The sequence below is a fragment of the Methylobacterium sp. WL119 genome (genome assembly GCF_008039875.1).
In the GTDB taxonomy this organism is placed as follows: Bacteria; Pseudomonadota; Alphaproteobacteria; order Rhizobiales; family Beijerinckiaceae; genus Methylobacterium.
In genome coordinates this window covers 1-20,361 of the sequence record NZ_VRUU01000085.1, presented here as the reverse complement: position 1 = coordinate 20,361, position 20,361 = coordinate 1, and the positions used below count along the sequence as shown (strand labels likewise).

The window sequence follows — 20,361 nt, the reverse complement described above, 5'->3', positions numbered from 1 at the left end:
GCGCGACAACTTAAGCGACCGCACGACCCACATCGAGCGGCCGGGGCCGCCGCCACCGTGAACGGCCGCTCGATCTGGGTCGTGCGGTCGCTGAACTTGTCGCGCAGCGTGAAGGCGAGGACGTACTCGCCCGGGTCGACGCCGGTGATGCCCAGGGTGACGTGGAAGGAGAACTTCGGGGAGCCGTCCAGCAGGGCGTCCTTCCCGGCGGTGAACTCCCGGTCGATCACGGCCTTCTGGCCGGCGAGGATCGCGCCGCCCCTGGTCTGCAGCGCGTAGTCGACGACCAAGCCGAACCGCACGTCGCCGCCGGCGACCGGCACCAGCGTCTCGCCGATCGGCTCCATGTAGGTGATGACCTTCTCGCTCGGCAGGAAGGGGCTCGCGGCGCGCGGGTCGGCGTCGCCGAAGCCGTCCGAGGGCCGCGTGACGAACAGCACGCGCCGGACCCCGAGCGTCTGGGTGGCGCCCCTCGCTGCGGCAGGGGGTGCTTGAGCGGGGGCTTGAGCGGGCGCTTGGGGCGCCGCCGCGGCGGCCCCCGGCGGCGGCTTGACCGCCTCGGGCGCGGTGGCTTCCGTCTTGCCCGTCCCGGCCTTGCCAGACGGGACGGCGGCACCGGACCAGAACCCGCCGCCTCCGCCGCCGGCCGGGACCGTCACGCTCTTCATGATCGCGTCCAGGGCGGTCCCGTTGGTCTGGCGGTCGTCCTCGGAGCCCCACACGGTCAGCAGGACCACCCAGTTCCGGCTCGCGTCGAGGGTGACGAAGTCGATGATCGCCTTGCCGTTCTTGTCCGTCGCCTGGTAGCGCTGCACCTGGCCCGGGGTGCCGTTGAAGTCGATGGTCTGCTCGGTCGGCTTGCCGACGAGCTTGACCTTGTTCTTGGTCAGGTAGGCCTTGCTGTCCTTGATCAGCGCGTCGAGGCGCGCCTTGCTGTCGGTGGCGATGTTGACCACGATGTCGCCGTCGGCCGAGACGGAGGCTATCTCGGTCTCGTAGACGCTGGTGTCCCAGTCGTCCGGCATCGTCGCGGTGACGGCGGGTTCCTTCGCCGGCAAGACGATATCCTTGGCGCAAGCCGGCGCGGCCAGCCCGGCGAGCAGGGCGGCCCCCACGATCCATCGCTTCATCTGACGTCCCCCGGACCGGGCTCGATCATCGATCCCGACAGGGTCCACTCATCCGGGCTGACGAAGGAACGGTCAAGGTTATGCCCGCCGGGTCCGCGGGTTTATGCTGTCGTTCTCGCAGCTTCGACCGCAGGGTGGCGAAGCATCGAGGATGTCGGTTTCGCGCCCCGAGGCCGTGCAGGGGTGAGCGGGTTGCAAGCTTAACGGGTCCTTGACAACCTCTGGGTAGGTTCGACCACGCAAGCACGGGGCGTGGACGCGATGACGATCGGCGGCAAACTCATCGGACTGGTCGGCGCCTCTAGCCTCGTGACCCTCGTGGTCGCGGGCGTCGGGCTCGACACCCTGCGGACCTTCAACGCGTCGGTCGGGGCCGCGCGGAACGCCACCGAGAACGCGCTGTTCGCGGCCGAGCTCACCCGGCTCACCACCGACACCGCACTCGAATCCCGCGGCATCTACGCCGCCGCCAGCACGCAGGCCGCGCGGACCTACGCCGGCGGCATCGTCCGCGATCTCTCGGCGATCGATGCGCTGCTGACCGAGTGGCTCCCGGCGGTGCCGGCGGAGGACCGGGCGCTGTTCGACCGCGTGGCGAAGGACGCCGCGGATTTCCGACGGCACCGCACCGAGACGGCCCGTCTCGGCACCGAGGTCTCGCCGAAGGCCGCCGCCGAGCAGGGCTTCACCGAGGAGAACCGCAACAACCGCATCGCCTTCCAGGCCGGGATCGAGGCCCTCGTGATGCGCAACCGCGACCGCATCGAGAGCCTGAACGCCGGTGCCGACGCGCTCTACACGGGGCGCCTGCGCCTGCTTCTGGCGCTGGCCTTCGGTGGCGCCCTGGGCGGCCTGCTCATCGGCGGGCTGTTCGGCCATCGCATGATCGCGAGGCCGCTGCGGGCCGTGTCGACCGCGATCCGCCGCCTCGCGGAGGGCGACCGCGACCTGCCGATGGTGAAGCCCTCGCGCGACGAGATCGGCGCGATCTGGGCGAGCATGCGCACCTTCGCCGACGCGATGGGCGAGGCGGACGCCCTGCGCCGCAGCCAGGCCCAGGCCGGCCTGGAAGCCGGCGCCGTCAAGCGCGCCGAGATGGACACCCTCGCCGACCGATTCCAGGGCAGCGTCGGCGGCCTCGTCGGCCACCTGGCCGCGTCCGCCGGGACGATGGAGGAGACGGCCCGCGCGATGGCGCGCAACGCCGAGCGCACCAGCCTGCAGTCGCAGGCCGTCATGGACGCCGCCGGCGCGGCCTCGATGAACGTCCAAGCGGTGGCGGCCGCCACCGAGGAGCTGGCCGCGACCGCTAACGAGATCGGCGCGCAGGTCTCGCAGACCTCGGTCGCCGCCGCCGGCGCCGTCGAGAACGCGCGACGCACCGAGCAGTCCGTGCAGCGGCTCGCCCGCAGTGCCGCCAGCATCGGCGAGGTCGTCTCGCTGATCTCGGGCATCGCCGGCCAGACCAACCTGCTGGCGCTCAACGCCACGATCGAGGCGGCGCGGGCCGGCGAGGCGGGACGCGGCTTCGCGGTGGTGGCCGCCGAGGTGAAGAGCCTCGCCGGCCAGACCGCGCTGGCGACCGACCGGATCACCGCCGAGATCGCCACGATCCGCGAGGCCACCGCCGACGCGGTGGCGGCGATCGAGGAGATCGGCGGCACCATCGGCTCGGTCCACGAGATCGCGATGGGCGTCTCCGCGGCGGTGGAGGAACAGCAGCTCGCCACCCAGGAGATCGCCCGCAGCGTGAGCGACGCCGCCGAGGGCACCCGGGCGGTGAGCGAGACCATGGCCGAGGTCCAGGCCGCCGCCCTGCAGGCGGGCGCCGCCGCGGCGCAGGTGCTGGCCGCGGCCGGCGAGCTCGCGCGCCGCTCCGAGGGCCTCGGCGGCGAGGTCGCCGGCTTCGTCGGCGAGATCCGCGCCGCCTGACGCCGGCCGGGGGATCGCACGCCGGATCGGCCGCGCGCTCGGCGGCGCGATCGACCCTGGTAAGCGTCCCGCTTCGCGCTTAGATCGGGGCGATGCGACGTCCCTCCCCGTGCCCGCCGGCCCTCCGGTGATCGACCCCGCGCTCCTGTCGCGCGCGGTCGCCCGCGGCATCCTCACCGCCGCGCAGGTGGAGGCCCTGGACCGGCTGGCCCGCGAGGAGGCGGTGCCGGTGCCCGAGCGCGTGGACGACGACGAGCGCCTGCGCTTCATCACCGGCTTCGCCGACATCTTCGTCACCCTCGGCATCGGCCTGTTCCTGGGCGCGGTCTGGCTCCTGGCCGGCGACACCCTCGGCGAGACGGGCAGCCGGGTGCTCGTCGCGGCCCTGGCCTGGGCGCTCGCGGAGTTCTTCACCCGCCGCCGCAGGATGGCGCTGCCGAGCATCGCCCTGCTGGCGATCTTCGCGGTCGAGTCCTTCCTGGCGCTCGCGTCGATGGCCGGCCTCGCGATCGGCTTGGGCAGCGCCCTGCCGGGACCGAGCGGATCGGGCGCGCCGGCACCGCTTCCCTATGCCGGGGCGGCGCTCGCGACCCTGGCGCTCTGCGCCCTGCATTACCGGCGCTTTGCCGTGCCGATCACCATCGCGGCGGGCGCAGCCGCGCTCGCCGGCACGCTGCTCGCGCTGGCCTTCGCCCTCGTCCCGACCCTCGATGCCGACGCCTTCAGCGCGCTGCTGGTCACGGCGGGCCTCGCCGTCTTCGCGCTGGCGATGCGTTTCGACCTCGGCGACCGCCAGCGCCAGACCCGGCGCACGGACATCGCGTTCTGGCTGCACCTGCTCGCCGCCCCGCTGATCGTGCATCCGATGCTCGCCACGGTCCTCCGGAACGCCGAGGCGCCGTCGACGGTCTCGGCGATCCTGGTGCTCGGCGTGGTGCTGCTGCTGGCGCTGGTGGCGCTGGTCACCGACCGGCGCGCCATCCTCGTGGCCGGCCTGACCTATGCCGGGATCGCGTTCGGAACCCTGATCCGCGACGCCGGCTTCAGCAACCGGGCCGCCCCCTTGAGCTTCCTGGCGCTCGGCGCCTTCGTCCTGCTGCTCAGCGCCGGCTGGCACGCGATGCGGGGCGTCGTCCTGCGCGGCCTGCCCGCGCGCCTGGCAGACCGGCTGCCGCACCCGATCGGAGCCCGATGACCACGTTTTCCCCCCGCGAGATCGTCTCGGAACTCGACCGCTTCATCGTCGGCCAGCACGACGCCAAGCGTGCCGTCGCCATTGCGCTGCGCAACCGCTGGCGCCGGCAGCAGCTCACCGGGCCGCTGCGCGAGGAGGTCGCGCCGAAGAACATCCTGATGATCGGCCCGACCGGCTGCGGCAAGACCGAGATCGCCCGCCGGCTCGCGCGGCTCGCCGGCGCGCCGTTCCTCAAGATCGAGGCGACCAAGTTCACCGAGGTCGGCTATGTCGGCCGCGACGTCGAGCAGATCGTGCGCGACCTCGTCGAGGTGGCGATCGGGCTCGTGCGCGAGGAGAAGCGCAAGGCGGTCAAGGCCAAGGCGGAGGCGGCGGCCGAGAACCGCATCCTCGACGCCCTGGTCGGCCCGACCGCGAGCCAGCCGACGCGCGACAGCTTCCGCAAGAAGCTGCGCGACAGCCAGCTCGACGACAAGGAGGTCGAGATCGAGTTCGCCGGCAATCCGTCCTCCGGCCTGCCGATGTTCGAGATCCCCGGGATGCCGGGCGCCTCCATGGGCGCGGTCAACCTCGGCGACATGTTCGGCAAGGCGTTCGGCGCCGCCAAGGGCAAGCCGCGCCGGATGAGCGTGCGCGACGCCTACGCGCCCCTGCTCGCCGAGGAATCCGACAAGCTCGTCGACGACGACGCGCTGATCCGCGAGGCGATCCGCGAGGTCGAGGACAACGGCATCGTCTTCCTCGACGAGATCGACAAGATCTGCGCCCGCGAGGGGCGGTCCTCGGCCGACGTCTCCCGCGAGGGCGTGCAGCGCGACCTGCTGCCGCTGATCGAGGGCACGACGGTAACGACGAAGCACGGGCCGGTGAAGACCGACCACGTGCTGTTCATCGCCTCGGGCGCCTTCCACGTCTCGAAGCCCGCCGACCTGCTGCCGGAGCTGCAGGGACGCCTGCCGATCCGCGTCGAGCTGCAGCCGCTCACCGTCGAGGACTTCAAGCAGATCCTGACCTCCACCGAGGCGAGCCTGCTCAAGCAGACGGTGGCGCTGATGCAGACGGAAGGCGTGACGCTGGCCTTCTCGGACGACGCGGTGGACGCGCTGGCCCGCGTCGCGGTGGAGGTGAACGGCTCGGTCGAGAACATCGGCGCGCGGCGCCTCTCGACCGTGCTCGAGCGCGTCATCGACGAGGTCTCGTTCACCGCCACCGACCGCTCGGGCGAGACGGTGGCGATCGACGCGGCCTATGTCCGCGACCGGGTCGAGAGCCTGGCGGCCAACGCCGACCTCAGCCGGTTCATCCTGTAGCGCCGTGCGCGGCCTCGAACGGCCGGGCGCGTCGGCGACGCTCCTGCCCGTCGTCGCGCTCGTCGCCGGCATGGTCTCGCTCCAGAGCGGAGCGGCCCTGGCCAAGAGCCTGTTCCCGATCGTCGGCGCGGCCGGCGTGTCGAGCCTGCGCGTCGGCTTCTCGGGCCTGATCCTGCTCGCGGTGTGGCGGCCGTGGCGGCGGAGCCTGAGCTTGCGCGAGGCCGGGATCATCGCGCTCTACGGCGCCGCGCTCGGGATGATGAACCTGACCTTCTACCTGGCACTCCGCACGATCCCGCTCGGGCCCGCGGTGGCGATCGAGTTCCTCGGGCCGCTCGCGGTCGCGCTCTCGGCCTCGCGCCGAACCGCCGATTTCGCCTGGATCGGCCTCGCGGTGCTCGGGCTCGGGTTGCTGCTGCCGATGCGCGAGGCCGGCGGCCTGGACCCGGCGGGTGTGGCCTACGCCCTCGTCGCGGCTTTGGCCTGGGCGCTCTACATCGTGTTCGGGCAGCGCGCGGGCCGGGTCGACGGCGGGCAGGCGGTGTCGCTCGGCATGCTCGCGGCGGCCATCGTGGTAGCGCCGTTCGGCTTGGCGAGCTCCGGCGCGGCCCTGCTCGATCCCGAGACGCTGGCGCTCGGCTTCGGGATCGCGGTGCTGTCGAGCGCGCTGCCGTACTCGCTGGAGATGGTGGCCCTGCGCCGGCTGACGCGGCAGGCCTTCGGGGTGATGATGAGCCTGGAGCCGGCGATCGCGGCGCTCGCGGCGTTGATCCTGCTCGGCGAGCGCCTGTCCCTGCTGCAATGGCTGGCAATCGGCTGCGTCATCGCGGCCTCCGCCGGCATCACCGCCGGTGGCCGGAAGGCGAGCGCGACGGAGCGGACCGCCTGACGGACGATCGAGAGGGCGTCTCCACCGTGACCGACGCGGGTGGTTCGTCCGCGGTCAGCCTTCCCACACCTGCCCCGGCCGCAGCGCGAGGAAGCGCGCGCGCGGCTGCCCGGCCTGGTCCATTGCCGCGTCCAACGCCTCGGCCGGCTGCGCGATGCCCTCGTCGGTGAGCCGGAAGGTGCCCCAATGATGGCCTAGCGCCTGGGTCGCCCCGAGCAGGTCGAGGGCGGCGACCGCGTCGGCCGGGTTCATGTGCTGCGCCTGCATGAACCAGCGCGGCTCGTAGGCGCCGATCGGCAGGGTCGCCAGCCGCGGCGGCCCGAAGCGGGCACGCACGTCCCGGAAGATCGCGCCGTCGCCGAAGCCGGTATCGCCGACATGGTAGTGGACGCCCCAGGGCGTGGTCAGCACGAAGGCGCACCACAGGGCCATGCGCCGGTCGTTCAGCCCGCGGGCCGACCAGTGGTAGGCCGGCGTCAGGTGGACGGCCACCCCGTCGCCGAGATCGACCGAGCCGCCCCAGTCGGCGGTCTCGACATGCATCGTGTCGTCGTAGCCGCGCAGGATCGTGTCGTTGCCGAGCGGCGCGACGACCAGCGGCTGGTGCGCCTGCCAGATCCGCGCGAGGCTCGGCCCGTCGAGATGGTCGTAGTGGTTGTGGGTGATCAGCACGGCGTCGATCGGCGGTAGGTCGGCCATGGCGATGCCGGGGGGGTTGACCCGCTTCGGGCCCGCGAAGCGCGTCGGGCTCGCGCGCGTGGCGAAGACCGGGTCGATCAGGATGTTGCGGCCGGCGACCTGCACCAGGTAGCTGGCATGCCCGATCAGCACGATGCGCAGGCCTGTGACGCGCTCCGGCGGACGGTCGGCCGGGAAGGGGCTCGGATAGGCCTTGGGCCACGCCGTTCCGCCGCGCTCGGCCTTCCAGCGGAGGACGTCGGCCAGGGCCTTGTCGGCGACCTGGCCGGGCGCGAAGAACCGCACCCCGTCGAAGTGGTCGCTTTCCGGCCCGCGGTAGTACGGGTTGCGCCCGCGCCTGTGCACGGCGTAGCCGACGCCGCCCAGGGTCATCACCGTGGCCGCGCTCGCGGCCGTGAGCAGGCTTCGCCGTTTCATGCCGTGATCACATGGCCGGCGCCGCCCCGGAATCAAGCGGATGCCGTTGCCGGCCCGTCCGTCATCGAAAACTTGCGCGAACTTCGACTTGTGAACAGACGGCGGCCTCGCGCTGCGCTATGGCCTTGTTGCACCTGGGAAACGAACCGCCCCGCCATGGCCGTCACCGCCGCCACGTCCTTCGGCAGGAACCTCCTGCTGCGCGCCCTCCAGCCCGCCGACCGGGCGCTGATCGCGCCCTACGCCGAGCCGGCCGAGTTCGCGCGCGGCGACATCGTGTTCGAATCGGGCGATCCGGTCTCGCACGTCACCTTCCCGTGCGACCACACCGTGGTCACCCTGGCGATCACCATGCTCGACGGCCGCATGACCGAGACCGCGACGGTCGGCTGGGAGGGCGCGGTCGGCGGCGTGGTCAGCCAGGGCTACCTGCCGGCCTTCAGCCGCGCCGTGGTCCAGATCGGCGGCCCGGGGCTGCGCGTGGAGGCGGGGCGCCTTCAGGCGGCCAAGCACGCGTCGAGCACGCTGCGCAACCTGTTCACGCGCTACTCCGACTGCCTGATCGCCCAGCTCCTGCAATCGGTGGCCTGCAACGCCCTGCACCCGATCGAGCAGCGCGCCGCCAAGTGGCTGCTGACCCTGCACGACCGGCTCTCGACCGACGTGCTGCCGATCACCCAGGACGTGCTCGCCGAGATGCTTGGCGTCCGCCGCACCTACCTGTCCGGCGTCCTGCGCGGCCTGCACGACCGCGGGATGATCGCGGTGTCGCGCGGCCGCATCGCCATCCGCGACCGGGCGGCCCTGGAGCGGGCGGCCTGCGAGTGCCACGACCGGGTGCGCCGTCATTTCGAGGAGGTGCTCGGCGCGGTCTATCGCGACGACGGCACGCTGGTGGCCGTCGACCCGGCCGCGGCCGGCGGGTCCGCGGCCGGCCAGCCCTCGCAGGGAAGGGCGGCCTGAGCGCCATGACCGCCGCACCGACGCCGGACGACCCGCTGGACGACGCGCGTCTCGCCGCCCTCGACACCTACGACATCCTCGACACGCCCGCCGAGGCCGGCTTCGAGGACATCGTCCTGCTGGCCTCGCAGGCCTGCGAGACCCCGACCGCGCTCGTCAGCTTCGTCGCCAAGGACCGGCAATGGTTCAAGGCCCGCATCGGCTTCGACCCGTGCGAGACGCCGCTGTCGCAATCGGTCTGCGCGCACGCGCTGGGCCGAGACGGCATCCTGGTCATCCCCGACCTGACCCGCGATCCGCGGACCCGCGACAACGCCCTGGTCACGGGCGATCCGCAGATCCGGTTCTATGCCGGCGCGCCGCTGCACACGCAGGAGGGTTTCGCCCTCGGCACGCTCTGCGTCATCGACTCCGTCCCGCGCCCCGAAGGGCTGACCGACCGGCAGATGGCGACGCTCGCCGCCCTCGCGCGCCAGGTGATGGTCCAGCTCGAGCTGCGCCGGGCGATCGAGAACCGCGAGCAGGCGCTCGCCGCCCGCGCGCTGGCCGAGGAGCAGCTGCGGCTCGCGGTCGAAGCCACCGGCATCGGCATCTTCGACTTCGACCTCGCGAGCGGCGAGCTGCGCTGGGACGCGCGGGTGCGCGCCCTGTTCGGCGTGCCGGCCCGCGGCCCGGTGACCTACGCCGAGACCTATCTCGGCGGCCTGCACCCCGACGACCGGGAGCGCGCGGACGCGGCGGTCTGGGCGGCCATGGACCCGGCCGGCACCGGCGCGCTCGACATCGACTACCGGGTGATCGCGGCCGACACCGGCGCGCAGCGCTGGATCGCCGCCCGCGGGCGGGCGATCCTCGAGGACGGCGTCGCGGTCCGCTTCATCGGCACCGTCCGCGACATCACCGAGCACAAATCCGCCGACCTCGCCCTGAAGGCGACCGAGGAGCGCTATCGCCTGGCGGCGCGGGCCACCACCGACGCGATCTGGGACTGGGACCTCGTCGCGGACCAGGTCCGGTGGAACGAGGCGCTGATGCTGGCCCACGGCCACGACCTCGCCGACGTCGCGCCGCAGGGCGCCTGGTGGCTCGCCCAGATCCATCCGGAGGACCGCGACCGGATAGCCCACAGCATCCATGCGGCGATCGACGGCGCGACCGAGACCTGGACCGACGAGTACCGCTTCCGGCGGGGCGACGGCAGCTACGCCGCGGTGATCGACCGCGGCTACATCATCCGCGACGGCGCGGGCCGGGCGGTGCGGATGATCGGGGCGATGCTCGACATCACCCGGCGCAACGAGACCGAGCGCCGCCTGCGCCAGAATCAGGCGCAGCTCGACACCGTGCTCCAGACCATGCCGGTGGGCATCCTGCTGGCCGAGGCCCCGAGCGGCCGGATCGTGTTCGGCAACTCGCGCCTGGAGCGCATCCTCGGCCACGCCACCCTCTACGCCGAAGACCGTGCCGGCTACGGCGCCTACCGCGCCTTTCGCTCGGACGGGGCGCCGGTGGCGCCGGAGGACTACCCGCTCGCCCGCCTCACCGCGGGCGAGGTCGACCACGCCGAGCTGGAAGCGCACTACCAGCGGCCGGACGGGTCGCGCCGCTGGATCGAGATCGTCGGCGAGGCGGTGAAGGACCCGTCCGGCGCCACGATCGGCGCCGTGGTGGCGATCAGCGACATCGAGGACCGCAAGCGCGCCGCGGCGCAGCAGGACATCCTCCACCACGAGCTCGGCCATCGCCTGAAGAACACGCTGGCGCTGGTCCAGGCGATCGCGACGCAGACCCTGCGCAACGTCACCGATCTGGACGCGGCGCGCGAGGCCCTTTCGGCCCGTCTCGTGGCCATGGGCAAGGCCCACGACATCCTGCTCTCCGGCGAGAGCGAGAGCGCCGGGATGGAGGCGGTGCTCAGCGGCGCGCTGAGCATCCACGACGACGGCGGGCCGCAGCGGTTCCGGCTGTCCGGCCCTGACCTCGCGGTCGGCCCGAAGGCGGCGCTGTCGCTGGCGCTGATGGCGCACGAGCTCGCCACCAACGCGGTCAAGTACGGCGCGCTCTCGGTGCCGGGCGGCAGCGTGGCCCTGGGCTGGCACGTCGCCGGCGAGGGGCCCGGCGCGGTGATCCACCTGCTCTGGCGCGAGCAGGGCGGTCCGCCGGTGGTCGAGCCGCGCCGCAAGGGTTTCGGCACCCGGCTGATCGAGCGCGGCCTCGTCGGCGCGATCGGCGGCGCGGTGGCGCTGGCCTACCCGGAAACCGGCGTCACCTGCACGGTCACGGCGCCGCTCAGCGGATTGATGGAAGCGTAGGGCGGATCGCCGCCGGGCAGCCGAGGCTCCGCTCAGCCCGGATCGTCCGCGGGCTTCGGGCCGGGCGGCGCGAAGAAATCCTCCGGCGGAGCGACGACGACGCGCCCGGCCGCCACGTCGAGCTCGGGGACGAAGGCCTTGGTGAAGGGCAGCAGCGCGGTGGCGCCACCCTGCGCGGGCTTGATCTCGAGGAGATCGCCGCCGCCGTAGTTCGGCACGGCGACGATGGTGCCGAGCACGGTGCCGGCGGCATCGATCGCCGGCAGCCCGACGAGGTCGGCGGTGAAGACCTCGTCCTCATCGGGGTCGCCGAGACGCTCGCGGGGGACGTGGAGGAGGGTCCGGTTCAGCGCCTCCGCGCCGGTCCGGTCGGAGACGCCGCGCACCCGCGCGATCAGCAGGTCGGTCCAGGAGCCGGGCGCCGGGCGCACGCTCGTCAGCTCGAACGTCCGGCCGTCGGCCGCGACGAGGGGGCCGTAGCCGGCGATCGCCTGCGGGTCGCCGGTATAGGATTTCAGGCGGATCTCGCCGTTCAGCCCCTGCGCCCGCCCGAACTCGCCCATCACGACGAAGCTCGGATCGACCGCGGCGGGAGCCGGCTTCGCCGCGGGCTTTGGCCGCGGCGAGGTCTGGGTGCCGGGCGCGATGGCGCCGCGGCGCGCGCCGTCGCCGCGGGATGGGCCTGCGGGACGACGCATGCTGGCGCTCCTTAAGCGGCCGCGTCCTCGGCGGGCTTGGCGGCCTTCTCGGCGCGCTTGGCGGCGCGCTCCTTGGCCTTCTCGCCCGGCTCGGCCTTCTGCGGGTTGTTGCGGGTGGGGCGCTTGGCGAGGCCGGCGGCGTCGAGGAAGCGCAAGACGCGGTCGGTCGGCTGCGCGCCCTTGGCGAGCCACGCCGTGATCTTCTCGGCCTCGAGCACGATGCGGGCCGGGTCGTCCTTGGCCTTCATCGGGTCGTAGGCGCCGACCTTCTCGATGAAGCGGCCGTCGCGGGGCGCGCGGGCGTCGGCGACGACGATGCGGTAGTACGGGCGCTTCTTGGCGCCGCCACGGGTCAGGCGGATCTTGAGGGACATGTCTTCAGCTCCTGATTTGCTTCGATCGATCGGCGAATCGTGGGTAGTGAGTAGCGAACAGATGGCCGAAAGCCCCGTTCGCTATTCGCTACTCCCCATTCGCCCTACTTCTTCTTCCCGAACGGGAAGCCGCCGAGGCCCGGCATCTTCGGCGCGCCGAGACCCGGAAGGCCCGGCATCTTGCCGCCGCCCCCGAGGCCGGGGGGCATCGGCGGCAGCTTGCCGCCGAACTGCTTCTGCATCGCCTCGATCTGCTCCGGCGTCGGCTCGGGCATCCCCGGGGGAAGCCCGGGCATCCCGCCCATGCCGCCCGGCATCCCGCCGCCGAGGCCGAACATCGAGCCCAGCGCTTGGCCGATGCCGCGCTTGCCCGAGCCCATCGCCTTCATCATGTCGGCCATGGTCCGGTGCATCTTCAGGAGCTTGTTCAGCTCCTCGACCTTGGTGCCCGAGCCGGCCGCGATGCGCTTCTTGCGGGAGTTCTTGAGGAGATCGGGGTTCTTGCGCTCCTGCGCCGTCATCGAGGAGATGATCGCGCGCTGGCGCTTGAACATCTTCTCGTCGAGGTTGGCGCCCTCGACCTGCTTCTTCATCGCGCCCATGCCGGGCAGCATGCCCATCAGGCCGCCGATGCCGCCCATCTTCTCCATCTGGGCGAGCTGCATCGACAGGTCGTCGAGGTCGAACTTGCCCTTGCGCATCTTCTCCGCGGTGCGGAGCGCCTGCTCGTGGTCGATGGTCTCGGCCGCCTTCTCGACGAGCGAGACGATGTCGCCCATGCCGAGGATGCGGTTGGCGACGCGGGAGGGGTGGAACTCCTCCAGCGCGTCGACCTTCTCGCCGGTGCCGACGAGCTTGATCGGCTTGCCGGTGACGGCGCGCATCGAGAGCGCCGCACCGCCGCGCGAATCGCCGTCCATGCGGGTGAGCACGATGCCGGTGACGCCGAGGCGCTGGTCGAAGGCGCGGGCGGTGTTGACCGCGTCCTGGCCGGTGAGCGCGTCGGCGACGAGCAGGACCTCGTGGGGTTTCGTCGCCGCCTTCACCTCGGCGGCTTCCTGCATCAGGGCCTCGTCGACCGTGGTGCGGCCGGCGGTGTCGAGCATCACCACGTCGAAGCCGCCGAGCCGGGCGGCATCCATCGCACGCTTGGCGATCTGCACCGCCGACTGGCCGGCGACGATCGGCAGGCAGGCGACGCCGACCTGGCCGGCGAGGACGGCGAGCTGCTCCATCGCCGCCGGACGGCGGGTGTCGAGCGAGGCGAGCAGCACCTTGCGCTTCTCGCGGTCCGACAGGCGGCGGGCGATCTTGGCCGTCGTGGTGGTCTTGCCCGAGCCCTGCAGTCCGACCATCAGGATCGGCACGGGGGCGGGCGCGTTCAGGTCGATCACCGCGGCGTCGGTGCCGAGCATCGCCACGAGCTCGTCGTTGACGATCTTCACGACCATCTGGCCGGGCGTCACCGACTTCAGCACGACGGCGCCGACGGCCTTCTCGCGCACCGCGTCGGTGAAGCCGCGGACCACCTCGAGCGCCACATCGGCCTCGAGCAGGGCGCGGCGGACCTCGCGCATCGCGGCGGTGACGTCGGCCTCAGTCAGCGCACCCCGGCGGGTGAGGCCGGAGAGGATGCCGGACAGGCGGTCGGAAAGGCCCTCGAACATGGCGCTACTGGTCCAGCCCCGACGCGGCGGCGCGACGCGCCTGGAACGCATCCTCGAAGGCGCCGACCGCGCGGGCGAACTTGTCCCGGCAGCCCGGATTGCAGAAGCCGACCACGGCGCCGTTGTACAGCGTCAGCGAATCGGCCGCGATCGGCTTGCCCGACCAGGGGCAGACCTCGTTCACGGCATCCTCGATGCGCAGGGCGGCGGATGGGGTCATGGCGTGGGTCAAGGACGGCCTTCGTGAGGACGCTGCCGCCAACGCCGAGCACGCCCGAGGGCGCGGACGCGCTGTCGGGCGTTGACCTCCGGTCTCGGTGGACCGGTCGGCTTCGGAGTCGACGAACAACGTCGGATGGGCCGGGCGATACGTAAGCTCACGCGAAAAGTCAATTTCGCGACGGATCCGCAGCGGTCCGTCGTCCCCGCCGACGGCCGGGCTCGCCTTTTCGCACGGTCCTCCCACCTTCGGAAGACCAAGGCGCCAAGGAGGAGACCCGCATGGCATACGTATCGGCCAAGATCGTGGAAGAGGGCAGGGCGGCCAAGAAGCAGGGCGCGCCGCACTCGGCCGACCCCTACCCGGCCGGCTCGCAGGACAGCGCGGACTGGCTCGAAGGCTACACCTTCGACGAGCGCGAGCAGAACGTCGACCAGGAGAGCGACCAGGAGATCGAGAAGGGCGCGGGCTGAGGGGCAGGGCGGGATCCGGCCCACATTCCCGTCGTCGGACGGCGAGACGGCGTTAACCTTTACCGATCGTTAAGCATGTTCGGCGCTGAATGGCCTCGATCGTTGAGGACATGCCGATGTCGGACCCCGCCCGCAACCTGCCACCCTACGAGTCCGGTGGACGCCCGGCCCCGGGCCCGCTGCGCGACTGGCTCGCCGCCATGAAGGCCCAGGCGCCCGCCGCCCAGGCCCCGGCACAGCCCCAAGTCGAGGCGCGCCAAGTCGAGGCGCGCCCGGCGCCGCGTCCCGAGGCCCGCGCCGCCGAGCAGGCCTGGTCGCCCCGGATCGTGCAGCAGCCGGCCGAGGCCCCGCGCTCGAACTCGGACGCCGAGGACGTCTCGGAGCTGATGGCCGAGAACCTGATGCTGAAGGCCAAGCTTCGGCTCGAGGCCGACCGCCACGGCGAGCTGCAGACCCTGCTCGCCCAGGAGATCCGCGAGCTGCGCAACCACGTGCAGATCGAGATGAACGCCCTCCAGGAAATCCGCGCCGAGCGCGATCACTTCCGGGCGGAGCGCGATCAAATCCGCGACGAGCTCGACGCGATGCGCGAGGAGCGCGACCTATGGCGCGCCCGCACCGAGGCGCTGGCGCAGCCGCTGTTCCAGAAGCGCTGAACCGGCTTCGCATCGGCACGGCGACGCGATCGCCGTGCCCCCCGAAAAGCCGAAGGGCCGCCCGTGAGGGCGGCCCTTCCATTGCCGAACCGCGGTCCGGCCGAAACTGTCCCGAGTGTGCGGCTCGAGCGCCCTTAGAAGGAGGCGCCGGAGGCGACGGTCCAGGTCCGGTAAGCCGAAGACAGCGGCTGATGACAATGAGACACTGGATCACCTCCTTTCGTTCGTTGCTGGGACCCCGAAGGTAGGCGGTGGGCCCCGCCCTGTGAAGCCCCTCGCCTGCGTTGTCTCGCCGCCCCCCCGCGGCCGGCGGGACGTCAGGGGCGACTCGCGACGACGGTGGCGACGAGGTCCCGCAGGATCGTGGCCAGCTCGGCCTGCGCGGCGGGCGTCGCGAGGTTGTGGTCGGTGCCCGCGATGATCGCGACCGGCGCGCCGAGGCGCCGGGCGGCCCGCTCCGGCGTGCGGCCGACATGCCTGCGCAGGGCGGGGATCCCGGGATCGCCGACCGCGTAGACGAGGCGCAGAGGCGCGCCGCGCCGGCGCATCGCCGCGATCCGGCGCGCGACGCTGCCGCCCTCGGGCGCCGGACGGAACAGCGCCTTCCACCGGCGTTCGGCCATGCACAGGCCGCGGCGCAGGAGCACGCTGCCGATCGCCCGGACGCCGACCTCGCCCTTGAGCAGGCGGCGCCACGTGCTGCCGCGCCGGAGCAGGGCGGCATAGGTCGCCGCGCTTCCCACCGTCCGGCGCACGACGGCGTCGACGTCGTCGTCCGGGTGCCAGTCGAAGCAGTAGAGGTTGGCCAGCAGCGCGCCCGCGACGCGGTGGTCGCGCCACGCCGCCTGGAACGCCGCGTAGGCGCCGCTGCAATTGCCGACGAGGACGACCCGGCTCGCGCCCTGCGCCTCGAGGTGGTCCAGGGCGTGACGGAAATCGTCGAGGGTGTCGGCCGAGAACATCGGCGAGGCGCCGCCCGGCCGATCCGCGCTGTCGCCGACCCCGGCCAGATCCATCCGCAGCGACGGCACGCCCTCGGCCGCGAGAACGCGGGCCATCCGCGTCGCCTGCCGGCCCCAGCCGGAATGCGCGCTGAGGCCGGCGGCGATGAACAGGACCGTCGGCGCCCCCGTCGACGGGCCGGTCGGCCGGGTGTGGATGCCGAACAGCCCCGGCCCGAACCGGACCGCCTCCTCCCGCCAGCCGTCTCCGGCAAGATGGGCGGGCGCCGCGACGGCGCGCGCCGAATTCGGCCGGGGCAGGGCGCCTGCGGTCGCGAAGGCGACCACCTCGGCGAAGGCCGCCTCGGGTGCCTCCGAGAACAGCGGGTTGCCGACGAGCTGGGCGAGGCCGGGCAGGGCGCCCGCCGTCACCGCGGCGCCGAGCGCGGCGTAGCGCTTGGCGAGGGCGTCGGTCTCCGCGCCGAGGATCAGGATCTCGGGCGCCGGCCGAACCGTCGCCGAAGCGAGGTCGATCCGCGCGAGGTCGGCCGCGAGCTCCGGGCCGATCGGAAAGCCGCCGACCGAGAGGCGACCGGGCATCTCGGCCGGCGCGGTGCCGTCCGACAGCTGGTTCACCGCCGGGGCCCGCAGCTTCATCTCGCGCAGGTACCCGCGCCCGGTCCGGCACGGCGCCATCAGCACGAGCCGGTCGACGCCGCCCTCCTCGGCCACGAGCGCCGCCAGCGTCGCTCCGAGCCGCAGGCCGACGAGGACGACCTCCGTCACCCCCGCCTCCTCGCGCAGGAAGCGCACCGCCCTGCGGACCGCATCGCGCCACGCCGCCAGCGTCCCGGCGCCCGCATCCGCCGAATCGCCCTCGCCCGGATAGTCGAAGCGCAGGGTCGCGCAGCCGGTGGCGGCGATCCGTCCGGCCAGCGTCCGCCACGGGCGATGCGCCGAGAGCTGCTCGAAGCCGGTCGCACCGCACAGGATCACGCCGCGCCGGCCGATGCCCGGGCTGAACCATCCGAACAGGCCGTCGATCACGACCGGTTCCGCTTCGAGGGGCGACAGGCGCTGCGGCAAGGGAGCGTGCATCATCAAGGTTTTAGAACCTCACGATCTCGTTTGTGTTGACGGCCCGGACGATCCCGCGCGGACGGCCGTCCCCGACGAGGGCGATGCGCCGCCGCGTGCCGGGCGCGAGATGGAAGCCGTCGTCGGCGGGACGCGCGTCCGTCTCGGTCTCGATCCGCACGCAGAGCGCGAAGCGGTCCGCCGTGACCCGGAGGACGGGACCGGCCGCACCGGCCTCGATCGCGGCGGCGAGCCCGATCGGGCGCGGTGCCGGATCGCGCCCTTGCGGGAAGTGGAAGCTCTCGGCGAGGATGCCGTCGCGGTCCGGGCCGATCAGGCTCACATGGGCGAGGCTGTGCGCGGGGGGGCCAAAGCGGTAGCTTCCGGTGGCATCGAAGAACCGCCCGAGCAGCGTCGCGCTCGACCAGGTTCCCGAGCTGCGCGGATCGCACGCGATCGCGCGCTCGGCTTGGTGCACCACGCGCCCCTCGGCATCGCTGAAGACGAGCCGCAACGTTGCGGACAGCGGCGCGGCCGCCTCGTTGTGGACGTGGAGGTGCAGGCCGTTCAGGCCCTCGTCCGAGATCGTCAGCTGGATGGGGCGGAAGGCGCGCTTCAGGGCGTACCACGCCGACTTCGGGCGGCCGGCCGCATCGACGACGCCCCATCCGATCCCGGGGGCGAGGTCGCGGAAGTTCCACACGAGCCCGCCGGCGGTGGGCGAGCGCGCCCGGCGCCACTCGCCGAACACCGCCTCCATCACCTCGGCGCTCGTCGCGCGGGCGAGCGCGCGGTAGCGGTCCGGGTCGTCGCGACGCAGGGTCCCGGGGTCGAGCCCGAACAGCGTCCGAAGATAGTGGTCGCGGACCTGCTCGAAATCCCAATCCGCGCCGCGGTCGCGCGGGATCGCCGCGGCCCAGGCCGGGCCGGCGGGGTCCAGGAGGTCAGCCTCCCGCAGCGTCGCGTCCTCGGGCACGTTGGCGAAGGCCAGGCATTCCGAGGCGAAGCCGACCTCGGCGCGGCGCGCATCCTCCAGCGGCCGGCGGTAGGCGCCGACGCCGTAATAGTGGGCGAGCCCGGCCTCGGTCGAGAACGGCAGGTCCCCGCCGAAGGGCGAGTTCGGCACCACCACGAGGTCCGGCCGCAGGCGGGCGACGCGGGCGGCGAGGACGTCGTCGGCAAGGCCCCCGGTCCAGGCGTCTCGGGGGAACCCGAGCATCGCCGCCTGCTGCGCGACCTCGCTGCCGCCGCACAGGACGCAGAGCGAGGGCGAGGCCTGGGTGCGGTCGAGGAAGCCGTCGATCTCGGCGAGCAGCAGCTCCCGAAAGGCCGGATCGTCGACGGGATAGTCGAAGTTGGCGAGCATCAGGTCCTGGAAGACCAGGATGCCGAGCTCGTCGCACAGGTCGTGGAAGGCGTCGGATTCGTAGAGCGTGATGCCGGAGACCCGCAGCATGTTCATGCCGGCCTCGTGCGCGAGCGCCAGCAGCGGGCGGCACGCCTCGGCCGAATGGCCGACGAGGTCGGCCGGCGTCCAGCACGCGCCGCGGCAGAACACCGGCACGCCGTTGATCGTCAGGCTCAGGCCCTCGGCGAACGGCCGTTCCAGCGCGATCGTGCGGAAGCCGACGCGACCGAGCGCCAGCACATGGCCGTCGATCTCGGCCTCGACCGCGTGGAGCCGCGGCTCGCCGTGGGTGTGCGGCCACCACAAGGCGACCTCGGGAATCAGCACCTCGCCGGCGAAGCCGCCCGCCGCGTCGGCCTCGATCACCGCCTCTGCCCCGGCGCAGCGGAGCGTCAGCCGGGAGCCTCCGGCATCGGCGAGGGCGAGGCCGAGGCGCAGGCGGCCGGTGCCGCCGTCGAGCGCGGCGCGCAGGTCGACCGACAGCACGTGCGGACGCTCGGGACCGATCGCGGTCCGGGTGACGGGCCGGTACGGGCCGACCGTGTCGATCGGCGGGCACCAGCCGGGCATGAAGCCGAGCAGGCTGGTGCGGACGTGGCGCAGCGCTCCGGGCGTCGCCAGGCGAGGGCGCCAGCGCCCGCGCCGGTTGGGCCGGTCGAGATCGGCCTGCAGGGCGCGGAAGCACAGGGCGAGCTCGACCGTGCCCGTCCCCTCGACCGCGATGGCGTGGGCGAGGAACATCGAGCGCGTCTCGAGGCGGAGCACGCCGTCGACCCAGATCTCGGCGAGCGTCGCCAGCCCCTCGAAGCGGAGGGATTCGCGGCCCTGCAGGGTCAGCGCGGTGCGGTACCAGACGTCCGCCCCGTGGAGCGGCGTCGGCTCGGCCTCCGACCAGAGGCCGGCCGCACGGAGCGCGGCGGCCGCGGTGCCGGGGACCTCCGCCGGGATCCAGCCCGGCAGGCTCGCCGCCTCGCCCGGCCCGGCGCAGGCACCGGGCGCCGTCACCACGAGGGACCACGGCCCTTCGATCGTGCGGGCCGGGATGCCGTCGACGGCGTGGAGGCGGGCCACGGCGCCGTCCCTCAGCGCAGGGCGCGGTCGAGGGCGGAGAAGACCGCGTCGTAGCTCGCGGCGGGGCGCTCGAGCGCGGCCGCCAGCGGCGCGGCGTTGCGCCGGCCGAAGGCGCGGGCGAGCTGGAACTGGAACGCCTTGGTCTCCTGTGCCAGCCGCGTCGCCGCCTCCGCCGCGGTGGCGAGATCGGCCAGCCCCGCGGCGTCGAGCCAGGCCAGGTGGCTGCCGAGAAGCTCGAAGTTGGCCCCGAGCTGGCGTGTGGTGTTGAAGGCGTAGCGGTGGAAGACCGAGAGCGGCTGCAGCACGAGGGCCTCGCCGGTCTGCTCCAGCGCCGCCTGGAAGGCGCGCACGGGGTTCGTCCGCGGGGCGCGGGTGCGATGCCCGCACAGCAGCGTGCGGGCCGCCGCCCGCAGCGCGCGGGGCGGCAGGGGCGGGGCGACCACCTTCACGAACTCGGCGTAGGGCGCCAGCAGGGCAGGGCCGAAGATGCCGTCGTAGTCGTCGGCGGCGAGCTGGAAGCGGCCGGCATTGTGCAGGTAGTCGAGAATGCGCCCCCGCGGGTCGAGCCCGAGGATCGCGATCGTCGTCTTGGCGTGCTCGCGCCCGTAGGTGGTGCCGGCGGTGTCGGGCAGGTGGATCGCGTCGACCTCGACGAGCACCGGGCAGCCGCGGGCGACCTGGACGCTCGCGTGGCGCTCGAGCCCGTCGTAGACGGCGAGCTCCTCCAGGCGCAGGCCGTAGAGCGCCTCGATGTCGGCCATCGCCGGCTTGAAGAAGGTGAACTGGTCGCCCTCGAAATCCTGGCGCAGGGTGAAGCCGAGCATCCCCTCCGGTTCGAGCCCGCGGGCGTGCAGCAGCTCGATCCAGAGGTCGACGTAGCAGTTCGTCTCCGGCCAGGCGCGGGCCGGGGCGTGGAGCGGGTGGGGCGC

General features: G+C 73.0%; 17 protein-coding genes. 8 read left to right on the top strand and 9 right to left on the bottom strand.

The features are described from left to right. On the bottom strand, positions 1–1,130 hold a 1,130-nt coding region (locus FV227_RS22285), incomplete at its 3' end, for a hypothetical protein (RefSeq protein WP_147859930.1). A gap of 261 nt (positions 1,131–1,391) precedes the next feature. Between FV227_RS22285 and FV227_RS22280 the strand changes: the two genes are divergently transcribed. The 4 genes from FV227_RS22280 (at position 1,392) to FV227_RS22265 (ending at position 6,456) form a co-directional block, all read left to right on the top strand. After that, entirely contained in the window at positions 1,392–3,062 is a 1,671-nt protein-coding gene (locus FV227_RS22280; RefSeq protein ID WP_147859931.1) for a methyl-accepting chemotaxis protein, read from the top strand. A 109-nt stretch (positions 3,063–3,171) separates the two neighbouring features. After that, complete coding sequence (locus tag FV227_RS22275) at positions 3,172–4,257, top strand: hypothetical protein (protein ID WP_147727555.1); 1,086 nt, start codon at positions 3,172–3,174, stop codon at positions 4,255–4,257. After that, a complete protein-coding gene (gene hslU, locus FV227_RS22270) occupies positions 4,254–5,567 on the top strand; it encodes an ATP-dependent protease ATPase subunit HslU (RefSeq protein ID WP_147727554.1) in 1,314 nt (437 codons plus the stop codon). The genes FV227_RS22275 and hslU overlap by 4 nt, the downstream gene beginning before the upstream one ends. Before the next feature lie 70 nt (positions 5,568–5,637). Continuing rightward, positions 5,638–6,456: an EamA family transporter gene (locus FV227_RS22265; protein ID WP_243936709.1), complete on the top strand. Its 819-nt coding sequence runs from the start codon at positions 5,638–5,640 to the stop codon at positions 6,454–6,456. Between the two features lie 54 nt (positions 6,457–6,510). Here FV227_RS22265 and FV227_RS22260 read toward each other — a convergent pair whose 3' ends face one another. Then, complete coding sequence (locus tag FV227_RS22260; RefSeq protein ID WP_147727552.1) at positions 6,511–7,572, bottom strand: MBL fold metallo-hydrolase; 1,062 nt, start codon at positions 7,570–7,572, stop codon at positions 6,511–6,513. 156 nt (positions 7,573–7,728) lie between these two features. On the opposite strand from FV227_RS22260, the gene FV227_RS22255 reads away from it, so the two are divergent. Further along, entirely contained in the window at positions 7,729–8,535 is an 807-nt protein-coding gene (locus tag FV227_RS22255; protein ID WP_147727551.1) for a Crp/Fnr family transcriptional regulator, read from the top strand. 5 nt (positions 8,536–8,540) lie between these two features. Next, positions 8,541–10,847 carry a PAS domain-containing protein gene (locus tag FV227_RS22250; RefSeq protein WP_147727550.1) on the top strand — a complete coding sequence of 769 codons (2,307 nt, stop codon included), beginning with the start codon at positions 8,541–8,543 and terminating at the stop codon, positions 10,845–10,847. Between the two features lie 32 nt (positions 10,848–10,879). Here FV227_RS22250 and rimM read toward each other — a convergent pair whose 3' ends face one another. From rimM to FV227_RS22230, 4 genes are all read right to left on the bottom strand, one after another. Beyond that, a complete protein-coding gene (gene rimM, locus FV227_RS22245; protein WP_147859929.1) occupies positions 10,880–11,545 on the bottom strand; it encodes a ribosome maturation factor RimM in 666 nt (221 codons plus the stop codon). Between the two features lie 11 nt (positions 11,546–11,556). Further along, positions 11,557–11,919 (bottom strand): 30S ribosomal protein S16, encoded by a 363-nt coding sequence (gene rpsP / locus FV227_RS22240; RefSeq protein WP_147728730.1) that lies wholly within the window; start codon positions 11,917–11,919, stop codon positions 11,557–11,559. 104 nt (positions 11,920–12,023) lie between these two features. Further along, positions 12,024–13,586 carry a signal recognition particle protein gene (gene ffh / locus FV227_RS22235; RefSeq protein ID WP_147728731.1) on the bottom strand — a complete coding sequence of 521 codons (1,563 nt, stop codon included), beginning with the start codon at positions 13,584–13,586 and terminating at the stop codon, positions 12,024–12,026. Positions 13,587–13,590: 4 nt separating this feature from the next. Continuing rightward, positions 13,591–13,806 carry a glutathione S-transferase gene (locus FV227_RS22230; RefSeq protein ID WP_147728734.1) on the bottom strand — a complete coding sequence of 72 codons (216 nt, stop codon included), beginning with the start codon at positions 13,804–13,806 and terminating at the stop codon, positions 13,591–13,593. A gap of 281 nt (positions 13,807–14,087) precedes the next feature. Between FV227_RS22230 and FV227_RS22225 the strand changes: the two genes are divergently transcribed. Both FV227_RS22225 and FV227_RS22220 read left to right on the top strand, forming a co-directional pair. Beyond that, on the top strand, positions 14,088–14,279 hold the full coding sequence (locus FV227_RS22225) for a hypothetical protein (RefSeq protein WP_147728732.1): 192 nt from the start codon (positions 14,088–14,090) through the stop codon (positions 14,277–14,279). Between the two features lie 116 nt (positions 14,280–14,395). Then, positions 14,396–14,935: an ATPase gene (locus FV227_RS22220; RefSeq protein WP_147728733.1), complete on the top strand. Its 540-nt coding sequence runs from the start codon at positions 14,396–14,398 to the stop codon at positions 14,933–14,935. A gap of 317 nt (positions 14,936–15,252) precedes the next feature. Here FV227_RS22220 and FV227_RS22215 read toward each other — a convergent pair whose 3' ends face one another. From FV227_RS22215 to FV227_RS22205, 3 genes are all read right to left on the bottom strand, one after another. Further along, positions 15,253–16,977 (bottom strand): alpha/beta hydrolase, encoded by a 1,725-nt coding sequence (locus tag FV227_RS22215; protein WP_147859928.1) that lies wholly within the window; start codon positions 16,975–16,977, stop codon positions 15,253–15,255. 7 nt (positions 16,978–16,984) lie between these two features. Then, on the bottom strand, positions 16,985–19,432 hold the full coding sequence (locus FV227_RS22210; protein WP_147859927.1) for a glycoside hydrolase family 2 protein: 2,448 nt from the start codon (positions 19,430–19,432) through the stop codon (positions 16,985–16,987). A gap of 11 nt (positions 19,433–19,443) precedes the next feature. Further along, on the bottom strand, positions 19,444–20,361 hold a 918-nt coding region (locus tag FV227_RS22205), incomplete at its 5' end, for a DUF1839 family protein (protein WP_147859926.1).

What these genes read in the sequence shown, in the direction of transcription:
- FV227_RS22250 (WP_147727550.1), top strand. Translation starts at nt 8,541, where the DNA reads ATGACCGCCGCACCGACGCCGGACGACCCGCTGGACGACGCGCGTCTC.
- hslU (WP_147727554.1), top strand. Translation starts at nt 4,254, where the DNA reads ATGACCACGTTTTCCCCCCGCGAGATCGTCTCGGAACTCGACCGCTTC.
- FV227_RS22260 (WP_147727552.1), bottom strand. Translation starts at nt 7,572, where the DNA reads ATGAAACGGCGAAGCCTGCTCACGGCCGCGAGCGCGGCCACGGTGATG.
- FV227_RS22215 (WP_147859928.1), bottom strand. Translation starts at nt 16,977, where the DNA reads ATGATGCACGCTCCCTTGCCGCAGCGCCTGTCGCCCCTCGAAGCGGAA.
- FV227_RS22225 (WP_147728732.1), top strand. Translation starts at nt 14,088, where the DNA reads ATGGCATACGTATCGGCCAAGATCGTGGAAGAGGGCAGGGCGGCCAAG.
- FV227_RS22230 (WP_147728734.1), bottom strand. Translation starts at nt 13,806, where the DNA reads ATGACCCCATCCGCCGCCCTGCGCATCGAGGATGCCGTGAACGAGGTC.
- FV227_RS22220 (WP_147728733.1), top strand. Translation starts at nt 14,396, where the DNA reads ATGTCGGACCCCGCCCGCAACCTGCCACCCTACGAGTCCGGTGGACGC.
- rpsP (WP_147728730.1), bottom strand. Translation starts at nt 11,919, where the DNA reads ATGTCCCTCAAGATCCGCCTGACCCGTGGCGGCGCCAAGAAGCGCCCG.
- rimM (WP_147859929.1), bottom strand. Translation starts at nt 11,545, where the DNA reads ATGCGTCGTCCCGCAGGCCCATCCCGCGGCGACGGCGCGCGCCGCGGC.
- FV227_RS22255 (WP_147727551.1), top strand. Translation starts at nt 7,729, where the DNA reads ATGGCCGTCACCGCCGCCACGTCCTTCGGCAGGAACCTCCTGCTGCGC.
- ffh (WP_147728731.1), bottom strand. Translation starts at nt 13,586, where the DNA reads ATGTTCGAGGGCCTTTCCGACCGCCTGTCCGGCATCCTCTCCGGCCTC.
- FV227_RS22265 (WP_243936709.1), top strand. Translation starts at nt 5,638, where the DNA reads ATGGTCTCGCTCCAGAGCGGAGCGGCCCTGGCCAAGAGCCTGTTCCCG.
- FV227_RS22280 (WP_147859931.1), top strand. Translation starts at nt 1,392, where the DNA reads ATGACGATCGGCGGCAAACTCATCGGACTGGTCGGCGCCTCTAGCCTC.